Source organism: Halalkalibacter krulwichiae (assembly GCF_002109385.1).
Taxonomy (GTDB): domain Bacteria; phylum Bacillota; class Bacilli; order Bacillales; family Bacillaceae_D; genus Halalkalibacter; species Halalkalibacter krulwichiae.
The window spans coordinates 4,527,820-4,546,362 of record NZ_CP020814.1 but is presented as its reverse complement, the minus strand read 5'-3'; the positions used below and the strand labels follow the sequence as shown (position 1 = coordinate 4,546,362).

Below are 18,543 nucleotides of genomic sequence, written 5' to 3'. Positions count from 1 at the left end.
CTACCTATGTTACCATGAATATATTCATAAAATGAACATGTTCATATAACGATCTTGTTCATTTCAAAGGTTTAAAGAATTAAAAATACTACTGGAGGAATGTGAACTACATGAATAATGCAAAAGTAGAAAAGTCGGTTTTTTGGCCGTCACTTATTTTAATTGTGGTGGCGACGTTGTTGCTTGTTATTTTTCGTGAGACAGCGGGTCCTGTTTTAGAAGGGATGCTTTCAGCTATTACGTTTCAGTTGGATTGGGCATTTGAATTTTTAACGATCGGATTAATGATCTTTCTTCTATGGCTAGTATTTGGTCGGTTTGGTAGAGTAAAGTTAGGAAGTTTAAATGATCAACCTGAGTTTTCTAGGTTCAGTTGGGGAGGCATGTTGTTCACTGCAGGGATGGGAACAAGTATTATGTTCTGGTCGATTGTTGAACCACTTTATTACTACACATGGCCGCCGTTTGGACTTGAAGCAGAGTCAAATCAAGCGGCAGAATATGCAGTAAGTTATGGACTATTTCACTGGGGAATTTCAGCTTGGGCCTTATATGCGGTTCCAGCTGTTGTAATGGCGTATAGCTTTTACGTATTAAAAAACCCTTCGTTGAAAATCAGTTCTGCCTGTCGAGGTGTGCTTGGAAAATACGCGGATGGCTTTCTTGGAAAAGCTATTGATGTGCTAGTCATCTGGAGCATGATTGGCGGTCTTGGAACCTCATTAGGTCTCGGAGTTCCAATGATTTCTGCAGTTGTTGGTGATTTATTTGGAATAGAACCATCATTAGGTCTTAATCTGGTTATTATTGCGATTTGGACAGTGATCTTTAGTTCAAGTGCATACTTTGGACTTTATAAAGGGATTCGTAAGTTAAGTGATTGGAATATTTATATGGCTCTAGGTCTAGCTGTATTTGTCATCATAGTTGGTCCGACGTTGTTCTTACTCTCTTATTTCACAAATAGTTTTGGTCTTATGTTAGACCATTTTTGGAAAATGAGCTTTTACACAGATCCAATTGAACAGAGTGGATTCCCACAAGCATGGACTGTCTTTTATTGGGCATGGTTTGCTGCGACTGCACCGTTTATTGGCATTTTCGTAGCGAGAATTTCCAAAGGGCGTACGATTAGAGAACTTGTATTGAATGTTGTTCTTTGGGGTTCTGTCGGAAGTTGGATATACTTTGGTGTTTTTGGTGGTTATGCAATGGACCTACAGCTAACAGGAAAAGTCGATTTAATTGGATTTCAAGCAGAACATGGGGATCCTTCTGTCATTGTAGCGGTGTTAAATTCATTGCCATTACCAGTACTGGCTTCCGTGTTCTTCTTAATTCTTGGCTTTATCTTCTTATCAACATCACTTGATTCAGCAAGTTATGTAATTGCGAGTGTTGCAACGAAGGAGCTTGGTGTTGATGGACAGCCTGCACGTTGGCACCGCCTTATGTGGGGAGTATTGTTATCAGCCCTTGCAATTAGTTTGACGATGACGGGTGGATTAAATGTTGTACAAACAACGTCCGTACTTGTTGCGGTTCCGGTGCTAATCATGTATGTTCTTATGATTATTTCGTTAGTAAAATGGTTGAAGGCGAATGATAAGAATCATGTGTATGTGAAAGCTAGCTAATCAGTAATACGGAGGCGTAAATGAAATGAGTAAGGAAAGAAAAGAGATTCAACGGGCGCGGATGTGGCGCTATTTTCTCGATGCAGCGACAGATGTGATCGACGAAGAAGGAGTAAACAATGTTACGATCAGAAAAATTGCTGACCGTGCCGGGTTTACTGCTTCAACAGCATACAATTACTTTAAGGATCTTTCTCACTTGAAGTTTTTTGCAGCCATGCGGTTTACAGCGGACTACTTAAATGAATTGCCAGAGTATCTTTCAAAAGGAAGCAATACGGTGGAGAATTGGCTGCATTCGTGGGAGTGTTTTTGCAAGCATTCTTTTCGTCAACCTGAAATCTATTCAGTTATTTTTATAGACAACTTAGGGACATTGCCCCAAGAATTATTAAAAGATTACTATGAAATATACAGAAAGGATCTCACTCATTTACCTGACGAAATTCAAACGATTGTAATGGAGCAAAATTTTTCGAAGCGTAGTGCACTTTATATAGAAAAAGCAGTAGAAGAAGGGTTTATTAAGCAAAAAGATATTGAAATGATTGCCGAGTTAACGTTAATGATTTGGAAAGGAATGATGATTACGTATATGAACAATAGGCGTAATTATACGCAAGAAGAGGCGGCTGAACGTACAGTCGAGCTCGTAAAGGAATGCGTCATGAATGTAGTCATCGAAACTCGGAGAACAGAAGTTAATTTTCATAGCTAGAAAGGATGATCGTAGTTTGGTATTTAACATCAGAGACTCTAAGGAGAGAACAGTTCTAACAGTATTTCCACATGAGATAGAGAAGGTTGAGAGTGTCTTTATTCCAATGTCGGATGGTAGTAAGTTATCTGCTACTATTTGGTTGCCAAAAGATGCAGATGAAAATCCAGTACCAGCCATCTTAGAATATATTCCTTATCGAAAAAATGATTTTACAGCTATTCGAGATTCTGTACGTCACCCATACTTTGCCGGCCATGGTTATGCTAGCATCCGTGTTGATATTCGTGGTTCTGGTGAATCAGATGGTTTCTTACAAGACGAATATTTAAAGCAAGAGCAAGATGATGCTCTTGATGTGTTGAGCTGGATTGAAAAGCAATCATGGTCAACAGGGGCAGTTGGCATGATCGGGAAGTCATGGGGAGGTTTTAATAGCTTGCAAGTTGCCGCACGCAACCATCGAGCTTTAAAAGCTATTATTACGCTTTGCTCAACCGATGATCGCTATAGTGATGATGTTCATTACCGTGGTGGGAATGTTTTAGCGTCAGATATGCTTTGGTGGGCTTCAACGATGCTAGCTTATAATGCACGACCACAAGACCCGAATGTAGTAGGAGAGAGCTGGAAAGAAAACTGGCTTGAAAGGTTGGAAAAGACGCCGCCATTTGTTGAAGAATGGCTTAGTCATCAACGCCGTGATGATTACTGGAAGCATGGCTCTGTTTGTGAGGATTTCTCTAATATTAAAGTTCCGGTATTTGCCGTGAGCGGTTGGCAGGATGGCTATACCGACTCAGTATTCCGTATCCTTGAAAATATTCCAAATAGCAAAGGGTTAATTGGACCTTGGGCACATGAATACCCAGAGGTAGCAACACCAGAGCCTGCTATTGGCTTCTTACAGGAGTGTTTACGTTTTTGGGACAAATGGTTAAAAGGAATGGAAACAGGGATTATGGAGGAACCACGGTTGATTTCGTGGATACAGGATAGTGAACGTCCAGCAGTAACCTACGAAAAGAGGCCAGGGAAATGGGTTGCTGATCCAGCATGGCCGTCTCCATCCGTCGAACATCAGTCATGGTGGCTTTCAGGTAGCAAGCTAAAGAGTCATTTTAGTACGCCTGCACAAAATGCTGCTGTCGTCATACCTAGTGTCCAGGAGCATGGATTCTATTCGGGTGTCTTTTGCCCATTTGGACAGCCAGGTGATTTACCAGCTGATCAGCGTCTAGAAAACGGAAAAGCTGTTGTGTTCACATCTGAGCCTTTAGAGGAAACCATTGAATTACTTGGTCACCCTGTGTTTCATGCAGAGCTATCTGCCGATCAAGAAGATGCATTACTTGTTGTGCGCTTAATGGATAAAGCGCCAACTGGTGAGTCGACATTAATTAGCTGGGGAATGCTCAATTTAACGCACCGAGAATCACATGAAAACCCCAAGAAGCTGGTTCCGGGTGAAACATATAACGTTCAAATCCAGCTTGATTCGCTAGGGCAGCAAATTCCAAAAGGTCATCAGCTTGAAATAGCGGTTTCGCCAACGTATTGGCCATCAGCTTGGCCATCACCAAAGCCTGTTACTCTAACGCTTTATCCTGGAAGTGGTACACGTCTTGAGCTACCAGTTCGTACGCCTCAAACAACTGATGAGAAATGGGGTCATTTTAAGGCTCCTGAAACAGCTGCTGTTATGGAGCGTGAGGTCATTCGGAGAGAGAAAAGAACTCGAGAAGTGATCCATGACCCAATTAATGGAGTATGGAAGCTTAAAGACTTCTCGGATGAAGGAGAACGCCGATTGTTAAACAATGGAGTTCAATATGGCAGTAAAAATAAAAATACATGGACGATTAAAGAGAACGACCCACTATCAGCTTGTGCTCAATGTGAGTGGGAGCTGACATTGAAAAGAGATGATCGTTGGGATACGAAAATAGAAACGTTTAGCTTAATGACAAGTGATGAAACTAACTTCTATCTCGTTAATACGGTGACAGCCTATGAAGGAACAGAACAAATCTTCACAAAAACGTGGGAAAAAGCTATTAAGCGAGACCACGTGTAAGAAATCAAACAAGCAGCACAGTGGACTTATGTTCATTATGCTGCTTGTTCGTTTATACGAAGATCTCTTCTTTCAGGGAAAGTGGAGTAGGAGTTTCAGAGCTTTCATAATATCTTGGTACGCGCTTGCTAATTGCACAGACAATCTCATAATTAATTGTGTCGGCTTTTTCAGCCATGTCATCAATAGGAAATTCAACTAAATCATCTACTTGAACATTAGAGAGTTTGCTAATATCAATCATTGTTTGATCCATACAGACTCGTCCAATAATTGGTACCTGTGTTTCATTGATCATGACGACACCTTTATTGGAAAGTGAGCGTGAAAGCCCATCAGCATAGCCAATTGGCAACGTAGCGACCATCGAATCGGTTGGCAATGTAAAGGTACGGCCGTAGCTAATCGTTGAACCAGCTGCTAATGTTCGAATGGAAACAATACTAGAGTATAGTTTCATCGCCTGAGTTAATGTAATAGGCAAATCGAGTGCCTGATCAGGTTTGAGTCCATAAAGGCTAATCCCGACACGAACCATACTAAGGTGTTTGTCTTTATGAAAGAGTGTTCCAGCACTATTACAGCAATGTTTAATGGGTATCGCAATGCCTTCTTCTTCTAGTTTTTCAACTAATGTTAGAAATGTTGAAAATTGTTCATCTGTATAAGATGAGTTTAGGTTGTCTGCACAGGCAAAGTGAGTAAAGACCCCTTCGACTTCAATAGCAGGATGTTGATAAAGAGGTTTGGTGAGTTCTAGTAAGTCCTTCGGTGTTTGAATGCCGACTCGTCCCATGCCTGTTTCAATTTTCATATGGACTTTCACTCGTTTTTTTGTTGTTTTAACCAGTTCGAGTAAAGCGTGGCACACTTCTTTGGAGAACACGGTAATCGTAATGTCCTTATCAATGGCTGTTTTGAGTGCGAAAGGGGCAGTATAGCCTAGAACGAGAATAGGGGCTGTAATACCTGCTTCACGTAATTGTATGGCTTCATCTAAAATGGCAACTCCTAAGTAATTAGCCCCGCCGCGAATGGCTGATCTAGCGGCCGCTACTGCACCATGACCATAACCATCTCCTTTAACAACGGCCATTAATTTACAACCGGGTTGTAACGAGCCTTTGAAAGCAGCGGCATTTTCCTCAATTGCTTGTAGGGAGATTTGTGCAAATGTATTTCTAAAACTTCTCCTTTTCATTTCATAAGCTCCTTCTTTGCTCCAATTAGTAATAGACCCCTCCACGAGATGGAGAGGGTACGTAATAAAAGTATTAAGCTAAAACAGGTGAAAGTGCTTTTTCAACAGAAACAAGTTCATATCCAAGGTCACGAGCTACTGCGTTGTAAGTAACAGCACCGTTTGCTACGTTTACGCCAAGTGCTAATGCTGGGTTATCTGCTACTGCTTTTTCTACACCCTTGTTTGCAATTTGTAATGCGTAAGGAATCGTTACATTTGTTAAACCAAGTGTTGATGTACGCGGAACAGCCCCTGGCATATTCGCTACTGCGTAATGAACAACACCATGCTTCGTGTATGTTGGGTTGTCATGAGTAGTAATTTGATCAACTGTTTCAATAATACCACCTTGGTCAATCGCAACGTCAACTACTACTGAGCCCGGTGACATTGATTTGATCATTTCTTCTGTAACAAGCTTAGGTGCTTTTGCTCCTGGGATTAAAACAGCACCGATCACTAAATCAGAATCCTTAACTGCTTCAGCGATGTTTAATGGGTTAGACATAAGTGTTTGAATGTCGTTACCAAATTGGTCATCAAGCTGGCGTAGACGATCTGCACTTAAATCGATTAATGTTACTTCAGCACCAAGGCCAACGGCAATTTTAGCAGCATTTGTACCAACTACTCCACCACCAATGATCGTTACTTTACCGCGTTTTACACCTGGTACACCAGATAGAAGGATTCCTTTTCCACCTTTAGACTTCTCTAAGAATTGCGCACCGATTTGTGCTGCCATACGACCAGCAACCTCACTCATTGGTGTAAGTAATGGAAGAGTACGATTTACTTCAACTGTTTCATAAGCAATCGCAATGACTCCACTATCAACAAGTGCTTTAGCAAGCTCAGGTTCAGCCGCTAAATGTAAGTATGTGAATAAAATCAACCCTCTACGGAAATATTCATATTCAGAGCTTAATGGTTCTTTTACTTTCATAATCATTTCAGCTTTTGCCCAAACATCTTTAGCTTCTGCTAAAATCGTTGCACCTGCTTCAATGTAATCTGTATCTTGGAAGCCGCTTCCTACTCCAGCTCCTTGCTCGATGATAATTTCATGACCGCTCTTTGTTAAAGCGACTACACCAGCTGGAGTGATTGCTACACGGTTTTCATTGTTTTTTATTTCTTTTGGAATACCAATAATCATTATGTCGTCCTCCTAAAAGGGAAATGTGAATTTGTTATATCGCTAGTATAAATCGGCAGTCATGTGAGCGCATTGTGTGTAACACAAAAAAATGAAAGCGTTTTTTTGTGGATTTTAACGAAACGCTAAAATAGTCTTTCCATCCGAATTTGTCATTGTTTTAACTAAACAAATAAAACGCTTTCATTTTGTGAAATTTTACAAACTTATTTGGATCTAGTTATGTTAGAATAACAATACAGAAAAACGAAAACTAATGTAAGCGTTATCAACGAGAGGTGAATGTATGGATATTTTAGAGATCTTAGGAAGAATTAATAACGTACTGTGGGGCCCACCGAGTTTAATCTTATTATTTGGGACAGGCTTATTTTTAACCTTCGTGTTAAAAGGGTTGCAATTTCGTCGTTTGATTTATGCGTTTAAACTTGGGTTTACAAAAGAAGATAGTAAAGATGCAGCTGCAGAAGGGGATGTAAGTCATTTTAAAGCACTTATGACCGCGCTCGCAGCGACAATTGGAAATGGTAACATCGCTGGTGTAGCAACTGCGATCACACTTGGTGGTCCTGGTGCAATCTTTTGGATGTGGATTGTTGGTTTACTAGGAATGGCAACGAAGTATGGTGAGGCATTGCTTGCTGTTAAGTATCGTGTGAAAAATGATAAAGGTGAGTATTCAAGTGGTCCGATGTATTACATTGAGCGAGGACTTGGTAAGAAATTCAAGTGGCTTGCGATTGCTTTCGCGCTATTTGGTGCCTTTGCAGCATTAGGAATAGGTAACAGTGTACAATCAAATACGATTGCTGATGTAACGAGTAATAGCTTTGGAATGGCTAACTGGGTAACTGGTTTAATCTTAGTCGTTCTTGTAAGTGTCATTATCTTTGGTGGAATTCAACGAATAAGTACCGTTGCAAGTTTCTTTGTTCCAATTATGGCTTTTCTATATATGGGTGGGGCGATTTTAATTCTTATTTTGAATTATGATATGATCATTCCAGCTTTTGAATTAATTTTCTATTATGCTTTTAATCCAGTAGCAGCAGCCGGTGGTTTCCTTGGAGTGGTTGTGTCAGAGGCAATTCGTAACGGGGTTGCTCGGGGAATTTTCTCGAATGAAGCTGGTCTCGGTACAGCAGCTTTAATTGCTGGTAATGCACGTGCTGATCACCCTGTAAAGCAAGCATTAGTAGCGATGACTGGTACTTTTATTGTGACAATTATCGTTTGTACAATGACTGGTTTAACACTACTTATTACAGGTTTCTGGGATCCATCTGGGGCTTATTATCTGGGGTAGCCCATGATGGGTCACTTGAAGGTGGTGCTTTAACAAGTGCAGCTTTTGCATCTGTTCTAGGTGTTGTCGGTGAATATATTGTATCATTCTCAGTTATTTTCTTCGGTTTCTCAACGATCGTTGGCTGGTATGTATATGGAGAGAAATGTTTTGAGTATTTAGCAGGTTCAAAAGGTATTGCTGGCTACCGTCTTGTCTACATTGCAGCTTGCGGTGTTGGAACGATTGCGAATCTAGCGACGGTTTGGGCATTTGCAGATATGGCCAATGCACTAATGATGATTCCAAACTTGGTTGCTTTACTTCTTTTATGGAAAGTAATTGTTGCAGAGACAAACGACTACTTTACTAATTTCTATGAAAATGCGAAAGTAGCAGCAGGATCTGCTCAAAAGAAAGTAAGTTAATAATTAATGAAAAAAGGTCAAGCCCTTAAGGAAAGGGGCTTGACCTTTTTTAACTGTATAATAAAACGAGAATAAAGCCAGGACAAAAAAGTTTTAATTAACGAAAGTTCCGTACGTATTATGATGCATAGCATCCGCTCTGAGTTATACTTCGCTAAGGTTGTCACCGTTCACAATTTCAATAAAACGGTTATGTCCGAACCTCTAGGGGAAATCAATGAAAGCTTGCGACTCTTGTACCAAGCTTTTGATTTTCTATAAAAGTTTTTAAGTGTTGTTTTATTGGTATGTGTTGTTTCTTTAGAGTTCTTTGTCTTTTCGTGAATGTAAGGAAATTTAGATACTCCTCTGTAGTTAAGCCGCTTTCTAAGGCTTCAGTTACAACATCTTCCCAAATAGAATCAGTTGTATCAGAGTTATCTGTTAAAAATACTTCCACTGAAATATCGAGTGCTTGAGCAATCTTTTCTAGAAATGGCACAGAAGGATTCACAGTAGTGCCTCGTTCAACTAAACTTATGTAGCTTTTTTCAACCATTGCAAGTTCAGCTAGCTTAGCTACAGATAAGTTTCTTTTCATCCGATACTTTTTAATTGTTTCACCAACCATACATATCCACCTTTTATTCTTTAAAATTTTTGCCTCTAGTATATCCTTACGTTTTTCTATGCTTTTTTAAGGGGGTAGTAGGATCGATTTTTTTAAAAAAAGAATGATTTTTTTAGTGAATACTATAAAAAGGTTCTATTTTCCTAGTTTTTATGCTTTGATCATGCAAGGTTAATGTCTTATAGGTGGAATTATTATGTTTCTTTGATCTTTTAGTGAAATATGTAGTTGCTGTTGATGATCAATAGTCGCAATGAAAATATCTTTTAAATTGGTAACTCCTTGTTTGGCTAATTGTTGCAGCAGCCAAGAATCATTTTGCTTAAAGTATCTTAATACATCGGAATAAATTTCTCCTTCGACGACAACAGGAAAGGCAATTGCCTGGTTTCTTGATAAGTTTAGATCTTCTATTGTTACTGCTAGCTTTTTTGACTTCTTCAAAACACTAATTGCTCCATTTGGTTCAATAAGAGCTATTTCGACATCACTTAAATTGAAGACGTCTTTTTCTCTTAGCATTTGTAAGAGGTTATCAATTGAATATCGTACCTTTTTAAGATTACTGTTTAGAATTTGCCCATTGTGTACAACGATTGTCGGTTCAAACGTGAGCCATTTACCTAGTTTGCGGTTGGATATTTTTAAGTTAGCAATGATGCGTTGAAGAATTCCAACAGCTACGATTGCGATCGCTGTCGGGAGATGGTGAATATTAGGATCTGCAATGTCGGCACCAACGACTGCTCCTAAAATTACAACAATTAAAAAGTCGAAGATAGGAAGCTCCCCGATTGCGCGTTTTCCCATAAATAGTGTAATGAAAAGCAATAATGGCAAAATCGTTATAATTCTTCCAAGGACTAAAAGTATATCGAAGGTGGTTTCATACATTGTAATTCTCCTTTGGTTAGATTGAGAATGTAATCCCTTTATCTATTATCTTTGTCAATGTTTACTAGATACATACAGAATAATAAAATATGACGTAATATTTCATCAATTTTTCATTCTAGATAGATTGATTGTGTGCCATAATAGGAAGGATGAAAATTTTTGCAACTTTGAACACACATTCGGGGGATTTGAGAAATGAAACGTAGTTTACCAATAAAAGAAACAATAGCTTTAGGTTTATTTATGTTTGCTTTATTTTTAGGAGCAGGAAATTTAATCTTTCCACCGCTTTTAGGTCAACAAGCTGGAGAGGCACTTTGGTCAGCGGTATTGGGCTTTCTAGTGACGGGAGTTGGTTTACCACTACTCGCAATCATAGCGATTTCCAATGTAAAAGGGGACTTAGATGTACTATCAAAGAGAGTTCATAAATCGTTCGCTCTTGTGTTTCCAGTGCTCATTTATTTAACGATCGGTCCTTTCTTTGGGATTCCACGTACAGGAACGGTTGCTTATGAGGTAGGAGTCGTGCCTTTTCTTGGCGAAGCGAGCCGATTTAGCTTATTTTTGGCAACACTGATTTTCTTCGCTGTAACGTTTTGGATTTCTTTAAATCCAACTAAACTTGTTGACCGCGTAGGTAAAGTGTTAACACCTATTTTATTACTTGTCATATTAGTGATTGCCATTAGAGCTTTTGTGTCACCGCTTGGTTCGGTTAGTGAGATAACAGATGCCTATAGAGAGAATGCTTTCTTTGGAGGGTTTTTGGAAGGGTTCTTAACAATGGATGCCATCGCAGCACTTATTTTTGGAGTGGTGATCATAAATCGAATTCGTGAGCGAGGGTTTACCTCCGTAAGTGATATTCGTTCGAATACGATTCTAGCAGGGATCATTGCTGGTGTGGGGCTTTCATTTGTTTACCTTTCGTTAGCTTTTATGGGAGCAACGAGTGTTGAGACGATAGGAATCCAGGAGAATGGTGGGGCGATTTTAGCCGGCGTAACGTCGTCATTATTCGGTTCATTTGGATCAATGCTTTTAGCAATTGTCATTACAGGTGCATGTTTAACGACATCGGTAGGATTGGTATCGGCTTGTGGTGAGTATTTAAGCAAGCGTTTTAGTTCGTTCTCTTACCCAGTTGTAATTGCTGTACTATGCTTATTTAGTTTAACGATGGCCAACCTTGGGCTCAGCCAGTTAATTGCTGTCTCCTTGCCTTTGTTAATTGTGATTTATCCAATAACGATTGTATTAATTCTCTTGTCCATTACTGAATCGTTTAAAAAGGTTACGAGTTCTGTGTATATGGGTGCGATTATTGGTGCTGCAATTGTCAGTACCTATGATGGGCTAACAACTGCAGGCTTTGATATTGACATTTTAACGAATCTCTTTTCCTATTTACCTTTATATAATGTTGGAGTTGGCTGGTTAGTGCCAAGTTTGGTAGGAGGCTTGCTCGGAGGACTATTAGGAAAACGTTAAAAAGCAAATAAAAGAGCAAGACGATTTGGACTTTCCGCGTCTTAGCTCTTTTTCTATTTATGCTTTTATTTTTGGCGTCCATTCCCCTACAAACTCTTGTTCATTATACGTATAAAAACTTTGTAAAATATCTTCTCGTTGATCTAGAAAAAGTTGATCACAAACCGCTGTTACGAGTTTTGGAATGCTAAATCTCATACCGGATAGTGCAGAGGCTGAAATCCCGCAGCTAATTAAGGCTGAATAGTTGAAAGCAAATAAGCCATGTAACAGCTTCTTTCCAACCTCGTCACGGCTCGTAAAGGAAAATCCAGAACTTAAGTACGGATGAGCATCAAGCACCGGATTAGCAATGTCAGTGGGTGCGTTGTAACGATCTCCCCAGCGAGCAATATGACTTTCAACAAGTCTTAACTCCGGTCGTAATGAGGGGTCGGTTATAAGCCCAGTACTGATGAGTAAAAAATCAAAAGTGAATGTGCCATGAGGGGTTGCAACAATACATTGATCGTCTAATTTATCAACAGCAATCCAAGGAGAGTTCAGGTGTAGGTTGAAACCTGGCCAGGAAGCAGCGCGATTAAATGTGTCATTCGTTGGAGGTTGATTATGCTGAAAGAAATGAGCGATTGCTTGATATTTGTCGGCATCGTCTAGAGTGTGAAAACGTTCGATGATTCCCGAATGTTCCATTTGTCGAATTGGATTAATACGAGGTAGTTCTTTTCGACGGACGAATACATGAGCTTCAGCGACACCTTCTGTTAGACCAAAATTTGCATTATCAAATGCTGATGCGCCGCCACCTAAAATCGCTACTTTTTTTCCTTTAAGTGCCTGAAAATCAATGTTCCAAGAAGTATGTGCATAATGAGAAGGAGATAATTTTGCAGATATGAATGGAGGGACATGCCATTCGCCTCCTCCTTGAATACCTGTAGCTAAGATTACCTTCCGTGATCGGATTGTTTCAGAGGGAGCATTTTTTCCATTAAGGTGTAGTCGGTGGAGGCCTTTTTCTAACGGTTCAATTAATTTCAATTTCACTTCATTTAGAACAGGTATATTTAACACCTTTCTGTACCAGCGTAAATAGCTCATCCAAGCACTTCGGGAGATTTTGTCGATGTTTTCCCATCCTTGTTTTCCAAATTGGGCTTCCCAAAAAGAACGAAAAGTAAGAGAAGGGATGCCTTGGTCAATCGATGTTAACTGCTTTGGAGTTCTTAGTGTTCCCATTCGCGCATAAGTTTCCCATGGTCCTTCTAGTCCTTCTTTATTTTCATCGATGACGAGAATATTGGAAACTCGCTCTTTCAAAAGGCCAAAAGCAAGCCCAAGACCACTTTGACCGCCGCCGATAATGACAACATCATAGACATGCTCTTCTGAATTGGCAAGAGGGGGTACCCAGTCCGGCCCTCCAAAGTTGAGATAGGAAAGATCGATCTTAACACGTTCATTTAGCGCTTCTAAGCTCATAACACTCATCCTTTCCACCTAAAGCAATTATTCGTTATGCTATCACTTCGGTAGCGGAAGTTGGATGTTCATAATAACTTAATACATATTTCGATTTTGTACAATTTAACTAGCGTGGATTGTGCAATGGAAAATTTTTAGAGGTAGAAGAGGGCATAGGGGGGTCTTTTTAATTGTAAGATTATATACAAAGCTTTTTTGAAATACGTAAAAAGGAGAACAAGGCTGGGACAAAAATAAAGTTGTTTTATTAAAAAATAAACGATGAATACCGTAGCGAAGTAAATTTCTGCAAATGCTATGCATCTATTACATTCGTTATTAATAAAAACTCTTTGTCCCAGCTTTATTTTATTGTTTGTTTTACTTATTATGAAAGGCCTGGTTCAGCTTCTTTCGCTTTTGATTTATAGACAACGTATAAGAGGAAAGCAAATGCTGAAAGAATAATTCCGAAAATATATGGTAGTCCGACGGCAATAGAGAAGAAAATCCCTCCGAGTGGCGGACCGATAATTCGACCAAGAGAATCAAACGATGATAATAAGCCTGTCGTACTTCCATAACCTGTTTTCGCTTTTTTCGTTAATAAGGAAGAAACACTTGGGCGAATAAAGCCATTTCCAATTCCAAAAATCGTTAAGAAAATAGCAGCTGTTGTGAAACTATTGATAAACAAAATAAGAAAAAAACCGAGTGCTGAAATCGCAATCCCTATTTGAATGACAGGACCTTCGCCATACTTCTTCGTTAATCTGCCGACTAAGCCACCTTGTACAAGGGCACCAGCGAATCCCATAATCATAAAGATATAGCCAAGTTCAACCGAACCTAGACCTGCTTTTGCATAGGCAAAATAAGCAAAGGTAGCTTCAAGCCCAGATAATGATAAAGAAACAAATAACTGCAAGAAAAAGAGAATGGACACAGGTCCTTTCATTGCATCACGTAAAGGAAGTCTTTTTCTTGATTGATTGTTTCGTTGTTCTGGTGTCATTGATTCCTGTAAGACAAATAAAACGAGGAAAAAGGTAATCAATGATGAGAATCCTGCTAAGTAAAATGGCGTACTCAAACTGGATTGTGAGAAAATCCCGCCAATCGCTGGGCCGAAGATGAAGCCTAAGCCAACGGAGGCACCAATTAAGCCCATTCCCTTTCCACGGTCTTCATCTGTTGTAATATCAGCAACATAAGCCATTACAGTCGGCATATTAGCAGAGGAGAAAAAACCGCCGACGACTCTAGCAATAAATAGCATCGAAAGGCTTGTAGCTATAGCAGTGAGGAAAAAAGAAAGAGCAAGTCCAAAGATTCCAATCATAATGATAGGCTTTCGACCAATTCGATCAGAAATTCTTCCCCACATTGGTGCAAAGATGAGTTGCATAACAGAATAAACAGCCATTAATAAGCCTAATTGTGTAGGAGAAGCGCCGATCTCTTCAGCGTAAAAAGGCATAACCGGGATAATAATTCCAAACCCAACCATGACCAAAAACATCGTAGCAAATAATATAGGCAATGCTTTCTTTGATTCCAACGTAGTGTTCACTCCAGTGTGTTTTAGTTAGTGTAATCATAATCATTTTCTTTTAGCAAAACTAGCTCTTCTTATCATATCAATTATCGCAAGGAAATTATAGAAGCAGCTAAAGATTCGATCTTAATTGGTGAGGGGATGCTTTGAATAAGAAACTCTTATAAATGTTAAAATGAGGAATAAAGATGATACGGCTTGTTTCCATTTTCGATCTTTGCGAAAATAGAGATGAATTGCTAGCTAAAGCGGATTTTAGTAGAATAGGCTGTAATGTAAATGCATTGAAAAGAGGGTAACACAATGAATAAACAATCCATCTATGGATTAACTTTTGAACAATTATCAGCGTGGTTATTAGAACGTGGACATAAAAAGGGACGAGCAGAACAAGTATGGGAGTGGTTGTATCGTAAGCGGGTAACTGATTTTTCAAAAATGACGGGCGTGAATGAAGACTGTTTGAAGCTTTTAGAAGACCACTTTTTAATTGAAACGTTAACTGAACATGTAAAACAAGAATCAGCAGACGGGACGATTAAATTTTTATTTAAGCTTCAAGATGGTAACCTCATTGAGACCGTTTTAATGAGACATAAATATGGATTATCCGTTTGTGTAACGACTCAGGTAGGCTGTAATATCGGCTGTAGTTTCTGTGCAAGTGGGTTGTTAAAAAAGGATCGTGATTTATCAAGCGGTGAGATAGTTGAACAAATTATGAAGGTCCAATTACATTTTGATCAAGTAGGCAAAGGCGAGAAGGTAAGCCATATTGTTATTATGGGTATTGGGGAGCCATTCGATAACTTTGAGAACATGGTAGACTTTTTGCAGATTGTTAAAGATCAAAAAGGGCTTGAGATTGGACCGAGACATATTACTGTTTCAACAAGTGGGCTAGCGAATAAAATTTATGAGTTTACTGATTTGAAGTTACAAGTAAACTTAGCGATTTCACTCCATGCACCTAATGATGAATTGCGTACAAGAATCATGAAAATCAACCGCGCTATTCCGTTGGATAAGTTAATGCCAGCTATTGATTATTATATCGAAAAGTCTAATCGAAGAATTACGTTGGAATATATCTTGCTAAAAGATGTTAATGATCAAAAAGAGCATGCTAAAGAGCTTGCTGATTTAATCGGAAATCGCCGTGCTTATGTTAATTTAATCCCATATAATCCAGTCGATGAGCATAGTCAATATCAAAGAAGTGATGAGAAATCGATCCTTTCCTTTTATGATGTATTAAAGAAAAATGGAATTCATTGTGGAATTCGAATTGAACACGGCACCGATATTGATGCTGCATGTGGGCAATTACGGAGCAAACAAATAAAGCAAACACAAAACTAAGAGACACGCGTACGAAAGAAAAAAGACGGAAATCAATGCGATTTCCGTCTTTTTTAATGGGTGCAGACGTTCCGGTTAGGTTATTTTAAAGGAGGCAAGCCTTCTACTCAACCTTTACTTTCACTTGATCAATAGCATTATATCCGTACCCTTTTCGGTTCCAAAAGGGGTGAGGGGTTGCGTACGCCCGTTTGTATCAGTCGCCTTTGCCATAATTGTATATTCGCCTTTTTCTTCAACTACCCACTCATATGTCCATGAAGTCCAAGCGTAACGGTCAGTTACCGACCGTTGGATAGCAGTCTGGGACCAAGTTGTTCCGTGATCGATACTAATTTCAACTTTAGAAATCGAACCTAAACCGGTCCATGCTATTCCTGTTATCGTATGCGAACCTTTCGTAAGGATTTGTTTATCTAAAGGTTGTTGGATCGATGAATTCACATTGTGGATAGTTACCGGAAAAGAATCTTGGTCGTTATCCACATGTGGATAATAAACGTAATCCTCTGTCTGAAAAGGACCTTTAAATGTCCCGATGTGTAAAGTGATTTGTTTGATCCACTTTACGGAAGCCATTGCATACCAATTTGGCACAATCAAGCGGAGGGGAAAACCATGTTCAAAGGGGATGGGTTGTTCATTGTATTCATAGGCTATGAGCGTATCTGGATCAAGCGCTTTTTCGAGTGGTAAGCTTCTTTTGAATGAATGAAGTGTGTTTGAACCTGTTTTTTTTCCTTTGTCATAACCTTCAATAATCACTTCTGTTACTTCTTTTTGAATGCCTACAGAGTGTAGCAAGGTTTTTAAAGGAACACCCGTCCAAAAGCCTTGATTGATTGCTCCTTTTTCCCACTGTTCGCCGAATACTTTTGGTCTGAAATAACTTCTTTTATTGCCTGCACATTCTAGCACTACTTTTAAGGTTTTAGATGGGAGGTTTTTTAGATCTTGCATCGAGAATACTTTTGGTGTCGTAACAAATCCACCAATAGGCAGCCAATAATTTAAATAGGTGAGTGAAGGGTAATCAAAATGATTTCTCTTGTAGAACAATGAGGTAGGGACTGAATCATTTCCGATGAAAGGAAAGGGGGCTTCCTTGTTTTCAGGATGTAAGCTTCGAGTCGTTAAAGTTGGTTTCGCATTTCGGTTAAGTCGATCTGCCATAATAACCTCCTAACGTTTAAAGGAACATAAATTATGATATGCACTGGAATCGTCATTCAGAATTTCTTATGTATTTATGAAATAGAAGGATAAAAGAGAGAGACACAAATTCTAAATTTATTATTGATAGGTCATACCTTTAACTACGATTTAGATAATGGTACTCTAGAGCTATATTATTTACTAATAAAGGGATGTTACATATTGAAGGATTTACATAGCTCTAATTTGAAGTTTTATCATATGTCAATTGCCATTCTTTCAACCCTAATGATTCTTGGCGCATTGCCTTTATATTGGCGCGAAGATGGAGTAGGGTGGGGGTTGATTTGGCATTCATTCATTGTTCTTGTAGGAATTGTGCTTCTGTGGGTTTATCCTAAGCGTGAAACGAACTCCATGAAGACAACGATGGTCTTAGTAGCCTTTGTTTACTTTTATACTTTGTTACTTGTCTATCCAGAAACGTCATCAAATTTAGTGTTAGTCTGTTTTCTTCCTGGTATAGCGATTCTATTCTTTCTACCTAGATTGGTTTATTTATCTCTAGCTCTGAATGTTTTTTTTCTGAGTATGATATTTAGTTATGTTGCTTTAATTGACCAAGGACAAGTGTATCAATATCTCTATTCTGACCTAGAAGGAAATATTTTTAATTTCTTTGCTAGTCAGGCTGTGTTTTTTTTAATTTTTTATCTTTCTTATACACGGATTAAGAAACAGCAAATGTACTTTGAACAAATTCAACAAACAGAACGGATGAAGACGACAGGACAATTAGCTGCAGCTGTTGCTCATGAAATAAGAAACCCAATTACGGTTGTTAAAGGATTTATTCAATTGTATTCCCATGATCACTCTTTAGGAGAAGAGAAAAAAAAGCATTTCTTATTAATGTTAGAAGAATTAAAGGTAGCAGAAACAGTTATCACTGATTTCTTATCTGTTGCTAATCCAAAAGAGGGGAGAAATACGGTTCGAATAAACATAAAAGAGGCGTTGCATGATGTCGTTGACATTATTGACTCTTTTGCTTTGCTTAATAATATTATGATAGATGTCCGTGCACAGAAGTGTTATGTGAGTTGCACACCAATGGAATTTAAACAACTAATGATTAATGTAATTAAAAATGCAATTGAAGCGTCTCCTAGTGGAGAGATCATTCAAATAACGGCAAGAGAACAGAAAAAGCAAGTGATCATTGATGTCATTGATCAGGGCAAAGGAATGAGTAAGGAGGAACTCCATTCAATTGGCTCTTTATTTTACTCCTTAAAAAGCAAAGGTACAGGGTTAGGTCTAATGATTTGTCAAAACATTGTTCAAAGTTACAATGGTACATTACAATTCTCGAGCGAGAAAGGAAAAGGAACGAAGGCAACGATATGTTTTCCTTCTGTCTCTAAGTGAATAGGGGAGTTCCTATATAAAAGAG

At 38.9% G+C, this 18,543-nt stretch carries 13 protein-coding genes and 1 pseudogene; 7 read left to right on the top strand and 7 right to left on the bottom strand.

Translation table 11 applies throughout. The features are described 5' to 3' along the window. Positions 1 to 110 precede the first annotated feature (110 nt). Genes BkAM31D_RS23035 through BkAM31D_RS23025 form a run of 3 tightly spaced genes read left to right on the top strand, consistent with a single transcriptional unit; the run spans position 111 to position 4,432 of the window. Positions 111 to 1,637, top strand: a complete 1,527-nt coding sequence (locus BkAM31D_RS23035; RefSeq protein ID WP_066155196.1) for a BCCT family transporter — start codon at positions 111 to 113, stop codon at positions 1,635 to 1,637. 25 nt (positions 1,638 to 1,662) lie between these two features. Further along, a complete protein-coding gene (locus BkAM31D_RS23030) occupies positions 1,663 to 2,355 on the top strand; it encodes a TetR/AcrR family transcriptional regulator (RefSeq protein WP_066155193.1) in 693 nt (230 codons plus the stop codon). Between the two features lie 16 nt (positions 2,356 to 2,371). Next, entirely contained in the window at positions 2,372 to 4,432 is a 2,061-nt protein-coding gene (locus tag BkAM31D_RS23025) for a CocE/NonD family hydrolase (protein ID WP_066155190.1), read from the top strand. A gap of 52 nt (positions 4,433 to 4,484) precedes the next feature. On the opposite strand, the gene alr is transcribed toward BkAM31D_RS23025, so the two are convergent. Together alr and ald are read right to left on the bottom strand one after the other, a co-directional pair. Beyond that, positions 4,485 to 5,633 carry an alanine racemase gene (gene alr / locus BkAM31D_RS23020; protein ID WP_066155188.1) on the bottom strand — a complete coding sequence of 383 codons (1,149 nt, stop codon included), beginning with the start codon at positions 5,631 to 5,633 and terminating at the stop codon, positions 4,485 to 4,487. Between the two features lie 73 nt (positions 5,634 to 5,706). Further along, positions 5,707 to 6,834: an alanine dehydrogenase gene (gene ald, locus BkAM31D_RS23015; protein WP_066155185.1), complete on the bottom strand. Its 1,128-nt coding sequence runs from the start codon at positions 6,832 to 6,834 to the stop codon at positions 5,707 to 5,709. 286 nt (positions 6,835 to 7,120) lie between these two features. Here ald and BkAM31D_RS23010 point away from each other — a divergent pair. Beyond that, positions 7,121 to 8,547: pseudogene (locus BkAM31D_RS23010) on the top strand (alanine/glycine:cation symporter family protein). 214 nt (positions 8,548 to 8,761) lie between these two features. Here the strand turns inward: BkAM31D_RS23010 and BkAM31D_RS23005 are convergent. Next, positions 8,762 to 9,157, bottom strand: a complete 396-nt coding sequence (locus BkAM31D_RS23005) for a helix-turn-helix domain-containing protein (RefSeq protein ID WP_066155180.1) — start codon at positions 9,155 to 9,157, stop codon at positions 8,762 to 8,764. A 171-nt stretch (positions 9,158 to 9,328) separates the two neighbouring features. Continuing rightward, complete coding sequence (locus tag BkAM31D_RS23000; protein ID WP_066155177.1) at positions 9,329 to 10,051, bottom strand: DUF421 domain-containing protein; 723 nt, start codon at positions 10,049 to 10,051, stop codon at positions 9,329 to 9,331. Positions 10,052 to 10,249: 198 nt separating this feature from the next. Between BkAM31D_RS23000 and brnQ the strand changes: the two genes are divergently transcribed. Next, the gene (gene brnQ, locus BkAM31D_RS22995; protein ID WP_066155175.1) at positions 10,250 to 11,548 is read left to right on the top strand and encodes a branched-chain amino acid transport system II carrier protein; all 1,299 of its coding nucleotides are present in this window, start codon (positions 10,250 to 10,252) and stop codon (positions 11,546 to 11,548) included. A 57-nt stretch (positions 11,549 to 11,605) separates the two neighbouring features. Here brnQ and BkAM31D_RS22990 read toward each other — a convergent pair whose 3' ends face one another. Further along, positions 11,606 to 13,030: an NAD(P)-binding domain-containing protein gene (locus tag BkAM31D_RS22990; protein WP_066155363.1), complete on the bottom strand. Its 1,425-nt coding sequence runs from the start codon at positions 13,028 to 13,030 to the stop codon at positions 11,606 to 11,608. 370 nt (positions 13,031 to 13,400) lie between these two features. After that, positions 13,401 to 14,573, bottom strand: a complete 1,173-nt coding sequence (locus tag BkAM31D_RS22985; protein ID WP_066155173.1) for an MFS transporter — start codon at positions 14,571 to 14,573, stop codon at positions 13,401 to 13,403. Between the two features lie 300 nt (positions 14,574 to 14,873). Here BkAM31D_RS22985 and rlmN point away from each other — a divergent pair, with 300 nt between their 5' ends. Further along, positions 14,874 to 15,932, top strand: a complete 1,059-nt coding sequence (gene rlmN / locus BkAM31D_RS22980) for a dual-specificity RNA methyltransferase RlmN (protein ID WP_066155172.1) — start codon at positions 14,874 to 14,876, stop codon at positions 15,930 to 15,932. A 120-nt stretch (positions 15,933 to 16,052) separates the two neighbouring features. Here the strand turns inward: rlmN and BkAM31D_RS22975 are convergent, their stop codons facing one another. Next, positions 16,053 to 17,105, bottom strand: a complete 1,053-nt coding sequence (locus BkAM31D_RS22975; protein ID WP_257391617.1) for a sulfite oxidase — start codon at positions 17,103 to 17,105, stop codon at positions 16,053 to 16,055. A 204-nt stretch (positions 17,106 to 17,309) separates the two neighbouring features. On the opposite strand from BkAM31D_RS22975, the gene BkAM31D_RS22970 reads away from it, so the two are divergent. Continuing rightward, positions 17,310 to 18,518: an ATP-binding protein gene (locus BkAM31D_RS22970; protein WP_157076827.1), complete on the top strand. Its 1,209-nt coding sequence runs from the start codon at positions 17,310 to 17,312 to the stop codon at positions 18,516 to 18,518. The last annotated feature ends 25 nt before the right edge of the window (positions 18,519 to 18,543 follow it).